This window comes from Protofrankia sp. Cj5, assembly GCF_917627405.1.
Lineage (GTDB): Bacteria > Actinomycetota > Actinomycetes > Frankiales > Frankiaceae > Protofrankia.
In genome coordinates this window covers 71004-85080 of the sequence record NZ_CAKJTO010000003.1, presented here as the reverse complement: position 1 = coordinate 85080, position 14077 = coordinate 71004, and the positions used below count along the sequence as shown (strand labels likewise).

The following is a 14077-nucleotide window of genomic DNA, read 5'->3' as shown; positions in this document are numbered from 1 at the left end:
TGGCGTTTATCCACAGCCCAGACCAGACCCTGGGCTGCCTGATCGCGGGGGAAGACCATGAACAGCGTGACACCGTCCCGCCGCGACCACGCCGGAACATCCGGCCGCCGGCACGCGAGGCTGACCGCACGGGCCGCTTCCCCGCCCGTCCCGCGGCGAGCGCGGTTGCGCGCGGCCAGGGCCTTCGCGCTCCTCGCCACAATCATCGTCGGCGTGCCAGCCATGCTGGTGCTGCTGGTCGGTCCACCGATTCCCATGGCCTGGGCGCCAGCCTGGGCACCGGCGCGCACAGTCGACCCAGCGAGCCTGCTGGCGATCCTGGCGGACGTGGTGTGGCTGGCCTGGGTGCACTTCGTCATCTGCGTGATCGCCGAGTGGTGGTCCGGACACCGGGGCTCGGCGCTGCCGCCGCGGATCCCCTTGGGCGGCAGCTCGCAGACGCTGGCGCACCGTCTCGTCGCCGCCACCCTGCTGTTCTCCGGCACAGCTATCCTCCTCACACCCGGCACGAACGAGCCCAGGCCGCGTCCCGCCATCACGGCGTCGGCTGTCCAGCCCCCTGCCGATGACGCGGCATCCCTCGGCTCTTCCCGTGGTTCCCCGGGGGTTTCGCCAGGTGGTGCGACCGGTGGTGCGACCGGTGAAAGCCAGCCCGAAGGCTCCGGTACCGCAGTGGCCGCGAAGGTCGATACCGGGGTCATGGCTGCCGCGGGTGTTATCACGCCCTTACGGGGGATCGCCGGTTCCGCGCTGCTGGCCGCGGGAGTGGTGGTGGCGCTTGCCGAACGGCGGCCACGGAGGAACGCGGATGATGCGGTCGATGACTTCGAAACCATGCTCCGCCTCGCCGCCGATGTCGGGGCGGCCCGATTTGTCGACCAGGCGCTGCGGGTGCTTTCCGCGGAGCTGACCCAGGCCGGTCGTGCCCTGCCCCCGGTGTATGCGGCGACTCTCAGCGATTCCGCGCTGCTGCTTCACATCGCGCCAGCCGAACCTGAAGGGCCGCCGCCGCCATGGCGAGTTGGCGAGATACCGGGACACTGGCTCATCGATCGGCTCGCCGACACGCCCGACGGCCTGCCCGCGGGTGTTGTCGCAGGGATTCCGGCGAGCACGCCCGCACCCTATCCGGGCCTTGCCACGGTTGGCACGGACGACCATGGCGCCCAGATTCTCGTGGACATCGAAGGCGCCCCAGGGATCATCAGCCTGGTCGGGGATGCCGCCGTGGCTCGTGAAGCAGTTGTGTCCATCGCGGTGGAACTTGCCACGAACCTCTGGTCGGATGACCTCCGCGTCTACATGATTGGCTTTCCGGACCTCACCGCGCCGATCGTCCCGGACAGGCTGCGCACCAGTAGCAGCCTCGACGAGGTTCTGGGTGAACTGTCCGATCGCGGCTCACGGCACGGTGGCGCGGCCGGCGGCACGAGGGATCCGGCCGGCAGCGGGCGGGAGCACAGCGGTCATGGAAACGATGTGAACAGCACCTTCGACGCGGCGCTGCGAGGCCGGCAAGCAGCGCGGACCCAGGCGCTGTGGGCGCCGGACCTGCTGGTGCTGCCCGAGCCTCCGTCCGGCGACGATGTCGCGCGGCTGTCGGTTCTCGCCGCTGGACGCACCCAGGGCATCGGGGTAATCACGGTAGGCGACACTGCCGCGGCCCGCTGGCGCTTCACGGTAGACGCCGAGCGCAGGCTCTCCTTGGGTGTCCTCGGGCTGGACGTCAACGCCTTGACGTTGTCAGCGCCCGAATACGCGGCCATCCTGGAGATGTTCAGCCAGCCTGACGCGGGTTCAACGTCCGGGGACACGCGCGGCCCCGAGCCACGCGCGCTGCCGGCGGCTCCGAGCCGCGCGGAAGCCACGGACCGTACCCAGCCGCGCATCGCCATAACGGACATGCCATGGGCGGCTCTTCCAAACGCCGAAATAGTCCGGTCTGTGGACGGGGGTTCATCAGCCGCCGCGTCGGCGCCCGGCCCAGAGCTGACACCGACACCGGCACCGGCACCCGTCCCGTGGGTACCGGAAATTCCGCGGTGGATGCGCCCCCTCGGCTCCGGCGCGCGGAGGCCATCCCCTGGCGCGCCCGACAGTCAGAGAGATACGCCGATCCCGAGCATCCCGCCGATACCGCCTCCGCCCCCACCGGCAACCACGCCGCCACCGACCCCACCGCCCAGGCCCCCGTCACCTCCAGGGGAACGGGCCATGGTGCTCAATCCGCCATATCCCCTCGATACCGGTGCAGGCAGGGAAGCCGGGGAAAGCGGGACAGCCTCGGGGTCCGCAGGGTCCCGAACGATCCCGGCCACGGGCCTGCCGGCGCTCCCGCCGCCTCGGTCCTTTCCGGTCCAGGCTGCGCCCGCCCAATCCGCTGGAACTCCGCAGACAGCGCTGGCACAGGTGTCCATGCGGGAGGCCGTGGCCCGACGGCCGCCGCCTGTTCTTCCCCCGGGTGAGAAGCGACCGGATGACACACGCAGCCAGGCGCCGCATCCGGCGCCAGCAGCGCCAGCAGCGCGGCTGCCTCAGGCACGGCGCCCCCATCTGCTTCCACCGGGCGAGCTTCCAGGCATCCCGGATGCATCAGGTGAGGAGGAACTCCCACGCAAAAAAACCCACGATCACACGGCCCTCGGCGCAAGCGTCGAACCGCCCGCTCTCCGGCCGCGCCAGGAAAATAATGATCAAAAAACCTCCGACCCAGGTAATGAACCACGCACAGGCAGCGCCTCCGGAAATGACACGCTGCCCCGGCCCGAGCCGCCCGCCAGCCCGCCTTCGCCCCTGCCTGACCTGCATACATCCGCCTCGGCCGCACTGGTTCTTCGACCAGAAACACCCCTGTTTGTGACGGTGGACCTCTACCGCCCGAGCGAAGCCGAGATCCGTGTTCTGGGGACCGTCACCGTCGACGCTCCCGGTCCGCTGGAGCCCGATCGCAGGGACCTGCTGACCGAACTGGTGATCTATCTCGCCCTGCATCGCGACGGCACAGCCATCCATGACCTCAGTACGACGCTCTGGCCGCACGGCGTACCTGACGACGTGGTGACGGCGGCTCTCGACCACGCCCGCGCCTGGCTTGGGCCAGACAGCGGCGGCAGCCCGCGCATCACCGCCAGCGCCGACGGATCCTGGCGGCTCGCGGACGACCTCCGGTGCGACTGGGACCTGTTCGTTGCCTACGCCCGTCGCTCCAAGCAGCCGGACACCGATGCCGAAGAGAATCTCAACAATGCATTACGGCTGGTCACCGGTCCTTTGTGGACGAATCTGCCGGATCAGCGCTACCGCTGGCTGACCTCGAGCGCCATTAGGACTGCGACCACGACCGCGGTTGTGGACGTGGCCCACCGACTTGCCATGCTCACGCTCGGCTATGGAGATACCCTAACCGCCGTCGCGGCATGCCGGACCGGCCTGCGCGCTGTGCCGACCGCCGAAGTCCTCTGGCAAGACCTGTTACGTACAGTGGCTGCCCGACGCGACCGCAAAGCGCTCGAAGCCGTGATCGGTGAAATGTACCGCGTGATCGCGCCACCGCGAAGCGGCCTGAAGATTCAGGCTGAGACAGGGGAGCTGATACGGGAGCTCCTGTCGGGCCTCCGCCACCGATAGCCGGAGCACCAGCCGATAGTCGGAGTAGCCGATAGCCGGAGTACCAGCCGCGGGTCCACCGGGCACAAGCGCCAAGGCCGCGAGAAGGGTTCGATTCACGGCCGGTCAGCCATACGGCCTGTTGGCCCGGTATGGCGGGGGCACGGAAGACGACGGCGGTTGCCACGGTCCGGGCATCGGCAGCAGCGGGCCGCCGACGCGAGCCCCGAACAGCGCAAGCACCGCGATCGTCCCGAAAGCGGCGACGTGGACATCCGGCAGGTCCAGGTTGGTGCCGCCAAGAGGGACAAAAAAGCGCGCCGGCAGAAACAGCGGCACCTTCACCCGCAGGAGCGCCACCGCGGCTGTGACCCTTGCCGCGAAGAGAAAGAAACGGTCCAACCGGCGATCGCACAGTAAACCCAGCGCTACCAGCCCAATGGCCACGGCAAAACTGTCCGCCATGTAAATCCTAAGTTCCGGCTGGAACATCTCGAGCGCACAGACGCCGGCAGCTGTCGCCGTGATGAGAAATGCCGGGCCTCCGGACGGCGCCAGCAGACTGGCAAGAAGCAGCAGCCCCCCGACAACAGATGCCCCGATCAGGCTGCTTTGCTCGGGAAGGAGGTAGGATTTCCAAAGGGGATAGGCCCGGGTGAACATGACGACGCCCAGCCCGACTGACAACAGGACAAGGGCTGTCCAGCGCCCCGAACTCCAACCAGCGGTCCAGCCTCGCCAGGAAAAAACGGTGATCATAGCCACCGCGGCACCCAGCACAATCATCCACCAACCCACATGGGCTGGCTGATGAATGACCTCATGGGTCCAACCGAGTTCTGCCAGCGACATCACTGACAGGCCGACGACACAGCCGCCCGCGAAGTCACGCCAACTACCCCATCGGTTTCCGGCCACAAGACCGATGATTGATACCGGCAACGCCAGAAACGCGATCCCAAATTCGCCAAAAACATCCCACAAATCACCGTTCCGGTAGAGCGCCGGTACCCGCAGCGCCGCGGGAATCAGCGCAAGGAGCGCTGCCACCAGCAGGACAGCCAGAATCGGCATTGACATCGGCACGGAACGACCGAACCAGCCCTGTTGGGGCGGGCCCGGGGGGGCAAGCATGCGACGCAGGTCGATCGCGGCCGGTGGTGCCGCCCCTGCCTGCGCATCCGCATCTGCCTCCGCCGCGGCCGGTGGTGCTGGCTGCGGCGTCAGCAGTTCCTCGCGGGCTGGCCGCTGCCAGCCGTCCGGCGGGGGCGTCCCAGGCGAAGAGCCGGGGTAGCCGCCCACGCCTGGTGGCGGTGGGGTCTGCCAGCCTGGCCACGGGGCTTCCCGGCGGGTCGCTGGGGGCTGCCCGTACTGGCGTGCCGGCGGCGGGACGTCCGCACCACGGACGAGACGCGTCGCGATCTGCTCCGATTCGGTGATTCCGTGTATCTGCCGACCGGTGAGACCGGCCACCACGGCAGCGGCGGTGAGGCGCTCGGCAGGCACTTTGGCCAGCGCCCTGGCGATCACCGAGGCGAACGGATCAGGAATGCCATCAAGATCGGGGGGACCGCCGAGCACCCTGGCCATCGACGCGGTCGGCGTCTCAGCGGCAAAGGGATGCCGGCCAGTCGCGGCGAACGCGACGCAGGTGCCCCAGGCGAAGATGTCGGCAGCGGGTCCGGCGCGTTCGCCGGATAGCTGCTCAGGTGACATCCAGGCGACAGTTCCGATACTGAAACCAGTTTTCGTGTTCACGGTGGCATCGGACAACCGGGCAATACCGAAGTCGATGACCTTCGGCCCGTCCCACGCCATAATGATGTTCCCGGGTTTGAGGTCACGGTGCACCACACCGGCACCATGGATGACGACCAAAGCCTCCGCAAGGCCGACGGCGAGACTCATCAGCGCGGTGCCGTCCAGGCGACCACGCCGACGCACGGCGTCCGCCAGGCTCACACCGTCCACATAGGCGGTTGCCATCCACGGCCGGGGAGCGTCGACGTCCGCGTCAAGCACCTCAGCGACGAAGGTGCCACGCACCCGCCGGGCAGCCGTGACCTCCTGCCGAAAACGCGCGCGAAACTCGGGATCCGCGGCAACGTTGCGGTGCGGGAACTTGATTGCCACCGGCGTGTCGTCCGGGGCAAAACCCTGGTAGACGACCCCCATACCGCCTTCACCAAGCCGGCCATGCAGGCGGTACGGCCCAACCGAGCGCGGATCGTCAGCAGCCAGCGGCGCGAGCATTCGATCCCCTCTCGCCGACCCTGATCACCTACGGAGATTACCCGACTGCACAGACCCCACCCGCATCCTGGTCATGCATCCGTCACATACCCCATCAATAGTCGCGAACTCATCGCGCGATCAGATGATCGCATGATCCAGACATCCACAACCAGTCAGACAGCGTGGACGCGAAGATGCCCGGACTGTGACCGTCATGGCCAAGGCAATCACAACGAGCAACGCGGCCTGCGGGCCCGCCAACGCCGCGAGACCTCCGACGAGAGGCGGACCCAGAAGCCAGCCTACAGAGCCGAGGCCGATGCCCGCGGCGAGCGAGATTCCCGCGGCCCTTCCACGGGTAAAAGACGCTCCAGCCCGCCACATCCTCTCGGACAGAGGCTCGACAGGCAGATCAGACACAGCGGCACCAGCTGGCGGCCATGACATCAATGATCAATAATGACCGACCAGCGAGCCGCGACCAGCGAGCCGCGCCGACCAGCACCACACTGATGCCCGCTCGGAGATCATCCGCTGGTGTTGTAGTCTTGCCCAGTCGGTCCGCTATGGTGGTCCGACAGGCGCTCGTAGCTCAACGGATAGAGCACTTGACTACGGATCAAGAGGTTGGGGGTTCGAGTCCCTCCGAGCGCGCGCCGGTTGAGGCAGGTCAGGGGCACGGAGCCAGCCATGGTTCCGTGCCCCTGATGGTTCAGTGATCGCCAGTACTGCAATTCGTACTGCAATTGGAAACGATCAGCCCTCGGACACCTCGGCGCCACCCTGACCGTCGTCACATTCCGTAACAGTCGGGCGGGTGGACGACGCCAGCCGGCCAAGGATGGTGTCCATACTCGCCGCGGTGCCGCGCCGGACATCTTCCAACACATCGATGTAGATGTCCGCCGTGGTGGCAATGCGGGTGTGCCGGAGCAACGCCCGGATCTCGTTGAGGTCCACCCCGGCACGGAACAACAGCGTGGCCGACGTGTGCCTCAGGTCGTGAACACGTGTTCGATGGACATCCGCGTCCGCACAAACCCTGTCCCACCAGCGGTTAACGTTCCGCGGCTGGATCCCCCGACCCGTAGACGTAGTGAACACCAGCCCGTCGTCATGCCAGACCGGCGCCGCCGCTCTCGCCGCATCCTGCCGTGCCTTGTGCTCACGCAGCACGACCACGACCATCTCCGGCAGCGCGAGAGTCGCCTTCGACCCCCTGGTCTTCAACTGCTCATCTTCCACCAGCTCCCAGCGCCTGCGGCCCGTGTCCGGATCCACCCCGACCAGCCGCCGCCGCTGCTTACGCCGGATTTCGACCGTGCCCGCGTCCAGATCAATCACATCCCAGCGCAGCCCGAGCGCCTCCCCTTCCGTAGACCCAACGCCAACATGACCATCCACAGCGCGGCCAGCCGATCAACCAACGCCACCGCCAGGACCCTGTGGGGTGCGAAAAGTCGGCCTGGGCCTGTGAGCTGGGACGATGCGACAGCCCGGCCGTCGGCATGAGAGCCTGTCAGATTTTTGGCTCTGCCAAGATTCTGACGCCCTCGCACGATCGGCACCGCCCCGCGCAGCCCGGCCCAGCAGATGAAGGCCAGTTCCTGCCAGCGGTAGCCCAGCCACACCAGCGAGACCAGCACGGCGATCGGGCGGGCCAGCAGGACCAGCACGGCGGCGACGACGAGACCGGGCAGCACCAACACCAGGCAGGTCGGAGGGGAACACCAGCACGCCCAGCATGAGGAACAGCCCCACCTCAGCGGTGCTGGCCAGCCCTTCGTGGAAGGTGCGGATGCCCCGGCGGTGCAGCGGCACCCGGGCGCCGACGAACAGCCCGGTGACGTAGACGGCGAGGAACCCCGACGCGCCGATCGCCGCCGCCAGCCCGTAGGACACCCCGGCGACGCCGAGCGCGACCACCGGGTAGGCGCCCGGACGGGCCGAGGTTGACCCGCATCAGCAGCCGGCTGCCCGCCAGACCGGCCAGAACGCCGACCGCCAGCCCGCCGGCCATCTGGCGGACCGCGAAGACCACCCAGTCGGCGAGGCCGGGGTCGGCACGCCAGGTCTCCACCAGCCCGATGGTCAGCATGATCGCGATCGGGTCGTTCGCGCCGGACTCGACCTCCAGCACGGCGGCCAGCCGGCGGGGCAGCGGGGCACGGCGAAGCACGGCGAAGCACGGCGAAGCACGGCGAAGCACGGCGAAGCACGGCGAAGCACGGCGAACACCGCCGCCGCGTCGGTCGAGGCCACCACCGCCCCGACCAGGAACGCCGTCATCGGTTCGACGTCGAGCAGCAGGTACACCCCCGCGCCGGTCACCGCGGCGGTGACGACGACGGCGACGGTGGCCAGCAGCAGACCGGGCAGCGCCGCCTGCCGAAGGTCGCGGGGCTTGGTCGTCAGCCCACCCTCGTAGAGAATCAGCAGCAGGGCGGCCGTGCCCCCGATCTGAGCGGCCCGGGGATCGGCAAGGCTGACGAGGCGCAGCCCGTCGTCGCTGATCATCATGCCGAGGGTGAGGAACAACAGCAGGCCGGGCAACCGCAGCCGGGTGGCGAAGGCGGCCATGACCACCCCGGCGACCAGCAGGATCCACCAGTCGGCGGGCAGTCGAATGCTCATGACATCATCCACGCCAGCGGGGACGGCGAAGGCAGGGACGGCGGCGGTGGGGACCGGCCATGGGCGTGCTCCGGGGGCGTGGCATGGCTGGCTCCTTCCCCTTTCCGACACGCGTGCTGGTGCCGCTGGATGGCTCCCCCGCGGCCGCTCGGGCGCTGGATCCCGCCGTCCTGATCGCCCGCCAGCTGGACTGCCCGTTGGAGCTGGTCACCGTCTACGACCCGGTCCGCGGCGAATGGGCCCGAGACCTCGACGCCGTCGCCGAGACCGTGGATTATGACCGCGTCGAGGTCGCGCTCGTCGGTTCGGGCTGGCCCGGTGACGTCATCGTCGAGATGGCCGCCGACCAGCCCGGCACGCTAGTGTGCATGGCCGCCCAGCACCAGGACCACGTCGACCGGCTCATCCTGGGCAGCGTCTCCACCCACGTCATCCGCCGCGGGAACCATCCGCTGCTGCTCGTCGGACCCGGCTACCAGCCCGCGCTGGCCCCGCCACGCTACCGCCGGCTGCTGGTCTGTCTCGACGGATCGCCCCACGCGGCCGGGGCGCTGACGGCGGTCGAGACGTGGGCCCGGCACACCGGGATGGAGATCGAACTCGTGCATGTCGCCGCGCCAACAGACGATCCCTCCGCAGTGGACACGACGGAACAACAGCTGGCACGTACGGTAGAAGCGCTGGCGGCCGGCAATCTCGCCGCCACCCACACGCTTCTCACCGGCACCGACCCCGCCGAACGCATCGCCCACCTGCTTACCTCCCGCCCCGGCGCGATCGCGGTCACCACCTCGCATGGACGCACCGGACTGGCCCATCTCCTGCTGGGCGGTGTCACCGTCGACCTGCTGACCCGAAGCCCCGCCCCGCTACTGCTCACCCGGACGACGTGACAGGTCCAGGCAGGCCCCGTCCCCGGACGACCAGCACGTCACACGGCGCGCGCCGCAAGACCTGCTGGGCGACGCTACCGAGGACAGCCTGCCGGACACCGGACATCCCGTGAGTCCCGACCACCACCAGGTCGGCGCGGCGGCGGGCGAGCTCGGTGTACACGCACCTCCGGCCGACCCGATTCGACGACAACCTCATGCGGTGCCGGATCGAGCGCGTCGGCGATGCCCTCGATTCGCGCCCGCGCCTGCTCCAGCTGGACCGACCGCAGCAGCGCGATGGCATCCTCCTCCACACCGCTCATCCGCATCAGGTTCTCACCGATGACCACCGTCGAGTGAACAAGGATCCGTCGCGCGTCCCGGGGAGCGAGCGCGACGCCGACCTGCGCCGCGCCGCCCGAGAAGTCCGTGGCCACGAGAAGGTGCCGGGGCCAACCGCCACGCGAGTCCGGGGGCACGGCCGACGCACCCGTCATCGACATCGGCGCGCCTCTCCCGACCAGCCCCTGGCCGTCGCCCCCGCTCCGCCCGCGGCTGCCGCCCAGCCCGTCGAGTGGCAGGACAGCCAGCCGGCCTGGCGTGACCCGCCGCAACGACCTGCGATCGGCGATGACCTGCGAGACAGCAAGTATCCACCCTTCCCGCCAGCGTCAGAAACTCGCACCGTCCGGCGGCACACTCTTCGTGGCCGGGTCGTCGTCGGCAACCTCGACCCGCGCCCGGCCGCGCCGCACCCCCGCCGCCGGCACAAACGGGCCGGACCCGGAACCAGCCGGCCCCCCGCGGATCACCCCCCGCCGTGGCGGCGTCGACCCGCCCCGTCCGGTCCCGGACGCCGCCGGTCGACGCCGTGCGAGCACCGCCTTCGTCACCGGTTCGACCACCCGCGCGGCGACCGGCCCGATCACCGCCATCAGCAGGACGTAGCTCGCCGCGAGCGGACCCAACCGGGGTTGGACACCGGCAGCCACCGCCAGCCCCGCGATGACGATGGAGAACTCACCGCGGGCGATCAGCGCGCTGCCCGCGCGGAACCGGCCCAGCGTGCCGATCCCCGCCCGCCGCGCCGCCCACCAGCCGGTCGTGACCTTCGTGACCACCCCAGCCAGCGCCAGCAGCGACGCCACACCCAGCACCGGCGGGATCTGAGCCGGATCGGTCTGCAAGCCGAAGAACACGAAGAACACCGCCGCGAACAGGTCCCGCAGCGGGGCGAGCACCTCCCGGGCGCCCTCGGCGACCGGGCCGGACAGCGCGATCCCGACCAGGAACGCCCCGACCGCCGCCGACACCTGCATCCGCTGCGCGACCCCGGCGACCAGCAACGCCAGCCCCAACGCCCGCAACAAGATGATCTCGTCGTTGCGGTCGGACGCCGGATTGAAAACCAACAACGTCACCTTCGCGCTGTGCCGCAACGCCAGGAACAGCACGGCGACCAACGCACCGAGCGCGACCGCCAGGCTCACCGACCCGCGCGCCACCGTCTGGCCCGCCAGCAACGCCGTCAGCACCGGCAGGTACACCGCCATCGCCAGGTCCTCCAGGACCAGAATCGACAGCACCACCGGAGTCTCCCGGTTACCCAACCGGCCTAGGTCCCCGAGCACCTTCGCGATGATCCCCGACGAGGAGATCGCGGTGACCCCACCCAGCACCACCGCCGCGACCGGCCCCCAACCCAGCAAGAACGCCGCAGCCACACCAGGAGCCGCATTCAAAGCCAGGTCGAGGCCGCCGGCCGGCGCATTGCGTCGCAGACCGACCAGCAACTCGTCAGCCGTGTACTCCAACCCCAACGTGAGCAACAGCAGAACGACGCCGATCTCGGCGCCAACCTCGATGAACTCCTCGCTCGCCCCCAGCGGCAGCAGCCCGCCGTGCCCGAACGCCAACCCACCCACCAGGTAGAACGGGATCGGCGAGACACCGAACCGGGTCGCGGCATGCCCGACGACCCCAAGCGTGAAAAGGACCGCTCCCAGCTCCAGCAGGATCGACGTCGTGTTGTGCACAGGCTTCGCGGTGACCCGTCAACCGGTCCGCAGCAGCTCGCCGACCGCCGCCGTGTTCTCCGGCGTGCCGACCACCACCACCACGTCCCCAGCCTCGAAACGAAAGTCCGGCCGCGGAGACGCCAACACCTCATCGTCCCGGACCACCGCCACGATCGACGCCCCGGTACGGGTCCGCGCCTGCGTGTCACCCAGCTGCCTGCCGGCATACGGCGAACCCGGCAGAATCCTGAACTGCTCGCCGACCAGCCCCGCGAACGCCCGGCTCAGATCCTCCAGTTTCTCCACAATGTGCGGAGCGCCGAGCAACTCCGACAGCACGTCACTCTCCTCCGGAGTGAGGGCCACCGACTCCGCGCAGGCGTCCGGGTCCTGAGCATCATAAATGACCAGCTCACGACGGCCACCATGATGCGAGACGACCCCCACCCGCCGGCCCGCCCGGGTAGAGAAGTCATGCCGCAACCCGACACCGGGAAGCGCAGTCTCCTCAACATCCACAGCCAGCCCTCCGTCAAGCCTCGACCCGACAGCCCCAACCCCACGGGCAGGAACAGCTCCCCCCACCCTAGCCCGAGCTTCCTAACTCGTCGGTAACTTGTCGACTTTTGACCATGGTTCAAGTGTGGGTACACCCCTGCTGTGCTGCGGTTTCATACGACCGAAGATTTTCGATCTAGCCCTGGGGTGCGTATTACCTAAAAATGACTTCGATTATCAAGAAGCGCTTCGGCGACCACACCTACCTCTACGCGGCGACCTCGGCCCGGGTGGACGGGCGGCCCCGGATCGTCGAGCAGGTCTACCTGGGCACCCAGGACGAGGTGATCGCCAGGCTCACCGCGGTGGGCGGCGACCCGACGCTGCCCGACGACACCCTGCACCGCCGGTTCGGCGACGTGGCCGCAGCGTGGGGGGTCCTCACGCGGCTCGACGCCGCCGCCATGATCGCCGGCGTGCTGGGCAATCCACGCGTCAGCGGCGGGGTCTCCGCCGGCACCTACCTGATCCTAGCGGCGCTGAACCGGGTCTGCGACCCGCGCTCCAAGGCCGGCTTCGCCGCCTGGTGGGCGACCACCGCCCTCGGCCGCATCACGAAGATCCCGGCGGTGGCGCTCAACCACCGCCGGTTCTGGGACGTGATGGACCGTGTGGACGCCGGGCAACTCGACCGGATCGAGGCCGCGCTGACCAGGCGGATGATCGAGGTATTCGGCCTGGACACCCACACGCTGATTCTCGACATGACCAATTTCGCCACTTTCATCGACTCGACCAACCCCCACGCCCCGCTGGCCCAGCGAGGGAAGGCGAAGCCCTACTAGTACTCCAACCCGACTTTTGTGATCACAAAAGTCGGGTTGGAGTACTAGGACCATTGTCGCGGACCCATGCGTACAGGGTGGGGCCATCGATGTATTCCGTGACCAGATAGGGCAGCGGGCAGTGGGCCGCGGTCGTCGAAATCGAGGACCTCGGCGGTCGAGCGGCGGCGACGCGTTTGGCGCTCTCCGCCTCTCGGCGAAATCGTTCGCGAAACTCGGCGTCGGTGACGAGTTCAGGTCTCATCATCTTGACTGCGACTCTTCGGCCGGTGCTGTCGACACCGAAGTAGACGTTGCCGAAACCACCGTGGCCCAGACGTGACAGCAGGCGGTAGCCTCCGAGTTGCCGGGGTTCGTAAGGTTCGAGCGGGCTGCCGATCATGCCCTGCTTCGGTCGCTTCGTCGTCTCGACCGGCTGCCGGTGCGGAAGCGCTATCTGGCGCTGCCACGGATCGACGACGTGTGTCGGAGGCCGATTGTGCGGGGGCGGCGCGCCAGGAAAGGGCGCCCTACCGGCCGGAGAGTGCTGGGGAAGGCCTCGAGCGTGCGGGTCGTCCGCAGTACTTTCTACAGCGTACGAAGCGCCGCCTTCCTGCCTGCCCACCGTAGTACCCCGGATACCAGGACAACGAGGAGCGCGATCCCGAGGAGCAGGATGAGTGATCTTGTGGACATGCGGTCTGCTGCTCCCGATTGTTACCTGTTACGGAAGTATCCACACGATAGCTGGTAGGTTGCGGCACAGAGTTGCCGGGTGGCTGGTCGCGTTCACCGGCCGGGGTAATGCGCAGGACGGCGCCCCCACGGGCGACCCAGATAACGGATAGCCGGCACGGCGTTGTTTTTTCGGTGGGAATTCACCGAAAATCAGCAATGCGGGTCGCGGTCGGCGCCGAGCTGCCCGCGGATCTTTCCGCGGCGCTTTCCCCGGCACGGAGCAGGGGGATGGCTCGGGCACGAGGTCACGCTAGACGGGATCGACGTCCATCCGCTCACATGACGATCAGGAGCCGAGCGTGGTGGATCCCGTCCCAACCCGGGCCGTCGCCCCGAACGTGTGCAGCCGGAGGTCGACCGGCCAGCCTGGTACCTCCGTGAGCCGTACACAGGCGACGATCTCGCCCTTGTGCACATACAGGCCCGCGCAGCGCGCGACCTGTGCTTCCACCCGCGACCTCCTCCCGGCCATCCCGACAGACAGGGCGACCACCCGGAGAGGATCCAGCGATCAAAGGCTCTAGCGGTGATGTCACGCCGATCCGGGAGTGGCACGACGATCGGCATGAGCCAGATCAAACAGAGCCGGCTGGTCGTGCCAGTAAGAGCGACTGTGTCGGCGATTATGTTCTCTTCTGCTTCTGCGGCT

General features: G+C 68.5%; 14 protein-coding genes and 1 tRNA gene. 4 read left to right on the top strand and 11 right to left on the bottom strand.

Going from position 1 to position 14077, the window contains the following annotated elements; translation table 11 throughout:
- The first annotated feature begins 57 nt into the window (after nucleotides 1–57).
- A complete protein-coding gene (locus tag MJ777_RS01820; protein WP_239372714.1) occupies nucleotides 58–3627 on the top strand; it encodes a hypothetical protein in 3570 nt (1189 codons plus the stop codon).
- Between the two features lie 105 nt (nucleotides 3628–3732).
- Here the strand turns inward: MJ777_RS01820 and MJ777_RS01815 are convergent, their stop codons facing one another.
- On the bottom strand, nucleotides 3733–5859 hold the full coding sequence (locus MJ777_RS01815) for a serine/threonine-protein kinase (RefSeq protein ID WP_239372712.1): 2127 nt from the start codon (nucleotides 5857–5859) through the stop codon (nucleotides 3733–3735).
- 563 nt (nucleotides 5860–6422) lie between these two features.
- Between MJ777_RS01815 and MJ777_RS01810 the strand changes: the two genes are divergently transcribed.
- A tRNA-Arg gene (locus MJ777_RS01810) sits at nucleotides 6423–6495 on the top strand.
- A gap of 102 nt (nucleotides 6496–6597) precedes the next feature.
- On the opposite strand, the gene MJ777_RS01805 is transcribed toward MJ777_RS01810, so the two are convergent.
- The 4 genes from MJ777_RS01805 to MJ777_RS01790 are packed head-to-tail and all read right to left on the bottom strand — an operon-like array spanning nucleotide 6598 to nucleotide 8475.
- On the bottom strand, nucleotides 6598–7185 hold the full coding sequence (locus MJ777_RS01805; RefSeq protein ID WP_239372710.1) for a tyrosine-type recombinase/integrase: 588 nt from the start codon (nucleotides 7183–7185) through the stop codon (nucleotides 6598–6600).
- A complete protein-coding gene (locus MJ777_RS01800) occupies nucleotides 7182–7550 on the bottom strand; it encodes a hypothetical protein (protein WP_239372708.1) in 369 nt (122 codons plus the stop codon). The genes MJ777_RS01805 and MJ777_RS01800 overlap by 4 nt, the downstream gene beginning before the upstream one ends.
- 53 nt (nucleotides 7551–7603) lie before the next feature.
- A complete protein-coding gene (locus tag MJ777_RS01795; protein WP_239372706.1) occupies nucleotides 7604–7981 on the bottom strand; it encodes a hypothetical protein in 378 nt (125 codons plus the stop codon).
- Nucleotides 7933–8475: a cation:proton antiporter gene (locus MJ777_RS01790; RefSeq protein WP_239372704.1), complete on the bottom strand. Its 543-nt coding sequence runs from the start codon at nucleotides 8473–8475 to the stop codon at nucleotides 7933–7935. The genes MJ777_RS01795 and MJ777_RS01790 overlap by 49 nt, the downstream gene beginning before the upstream one ends.
- Nucleotides 8476–8534: 59 nt before the next feature.
- On the opposite strand from MJ777_RS01790, the gene MJ777_RS01785 reads away from it, so the two are divergent.
- On the top strand, nucleotides 8535–9368 hold the full coding sequence (locus MJ777_RS01785; protein ID WP_239372695.1) for a universal stress protein: 834 nt from the start codon (nucleotides 8535–8537) through the stop codon (nucleotides 9366–9368).
- On the opposite strand, the gene MJ777_RS22960 is transcribed toward MJ777_RS01785, so the two are convergent.
- From MJ777_RS22960 to MJ777_RS01770, 4 genes are read right to left on the bottom strand one after another with little or no spacing between them, the layout of a single operon-like run.
- Nucleotides 9352–9474 (bottom strand): universal stress protein, encoded by a 123-nt coding sequence (locus MJ777_RS22960; RefSeq protein ID WP_370652623.1) that lies wholly within the window; start codon nucleotides 9472–9474, stop codon nucleotides 9352–9354. The genes MJ777_RS01785 and MJ777_RS22960 overlap by 17 nt on opposite strands.
- Nucleotides 9443–9964, bottom strand: coding sequence for a hypothetical protein (locus MJ777_RS01780; protein WP_239372693.1), 522 nt, complete (start codon nucleotides 9962–9964; stop codon nucleotides 9443–9445). The genes MJ777_RS22960 and MJ777_RS01780 overlap by 32 nt, the downstream gene beginning before the upstream one ends.
- A 57-nt stretch (nucleotides 9965–10021) precedes the next feature.
- Nucleotides 10022–11386 carry a cation:proton antiporter gene (locus MJ777_RS01775; RefSeq protein ID WP_239372691.1) on the bottom strand — a complete coding sequence of 455 codons (1365 nt, stop codon included), beginning with the start codon at nucleotides 11384–11386 and terminating at the stop codon, nucleotides 10022–10024.
- Between the two features lie 18 nt (nucleotides 11387–11404).
- Nucleotides 11405–11887, bottom strand: coding sequence for a cation:proton antiporter regulatory subunit (locus MJ777_RS01770; RefSeq protein ID WP_239372689.1), 483 nt, complete (start codon nucleotides 11885–11887; stop codon nucleotides 11405–11407).
- Nucleotides 11888–12090: 203 nt separating this feature from the next.
- Here MJ777_RS01770 and MJ777_RS01765 point away from each other — a divergent pair, with 203 nt between their 5' ends.
- Nucleotides 12091–12711 (top strand): hypothetical protein, encoded by a 621-nt coding sequence (locus MJ777_RS01765; protein WP_239372687.1) that lies wholly within the window; start codon nucleotides 12091–12093, stop codon nucleotides 12709–12711.
- Between the two features lie 22 nt (nucleotides 12712–12733).
- On the opposite strand, the gene MJ777_RS01760 is transcribed toward MJ777_RS01765, so the two are convergent.
- Complete coding sequence (locus MJ777_RS01760) at nucleotides 12734–13093, bottom strand: protein kinase (protein ID WP_239372685.1); 360 nt, start codon at nucleotides 13091–13093, stop codon at nucleotides 12734–12736.
- 621 nt (nucleotides 13094–13714) lie between these two features.
- Nucleotides 13715–13879: a hypothetical protein gene (locus MJ777_RS01755; protein ID WP_239372666.1), complete on the bottom strand. Its 165-nt coding sequence runs from the start codon at nucleotides 13877–13879 to the stop codon at nucleotides 13715–13717.
- Between the last annotated feature and the right edge of the window lie 198 nt (nucleotides 13880–14077).

Bases quoted from the DNA above. Each gene is read 5' to 3' on its own strand.
- MJ777_RS01790 (WP_239372704.1), bottom strand. From the start codon at position 8,475: ATGAGCATTCGACTGCCCGCCGACTGGTGGATCCTGCTGGTCGCCGGG.
- MJ777_RS01815 (WP_239372712.1), bottom strand. From the start codon at position 5,859: ATGCTCGCGCCGCTGGCTGCTGACGATCCGCGCTCGGTTGGGCCGTAC.
- MJ777_RS22960 (WP_370652623.1), bottom strand. From the start codon at position 9,474: ATGTCCGGTGTCCGGCAGGCTGTCCTCGGTAGCGTCGCCCAGCAGGTC.
- MJ777_RS01820 (WP_239372714.1), top strand. From the start codon at position 58: ATGAACAGCGTGACACCGTCCCGCCGCGACCACGCCGGAACATCCGGC.
- MJ777_RS01765 (WP_239372687.1), top strand. From the start codon at position 12,091: ATGACTTCGATTATCAAGAAGCGCTTCGGCGACCACACCTACCTCTAC.
- MJ777_RS01760 (WP_239372685.1), bottom strand. From the start codon at position 13,093: ATGATCGGCAGCCCGCTCGAACCTTACGAACCCCGGCAACTCGGAGGC.
- MJ777_RS01785 (WP_239372695.1), top strand. From the start codon at position 8,535: ATGGGCGTGCTCCGGGGGCGTGGCATGGCTGGCTCCTTCCCCTTTCCG.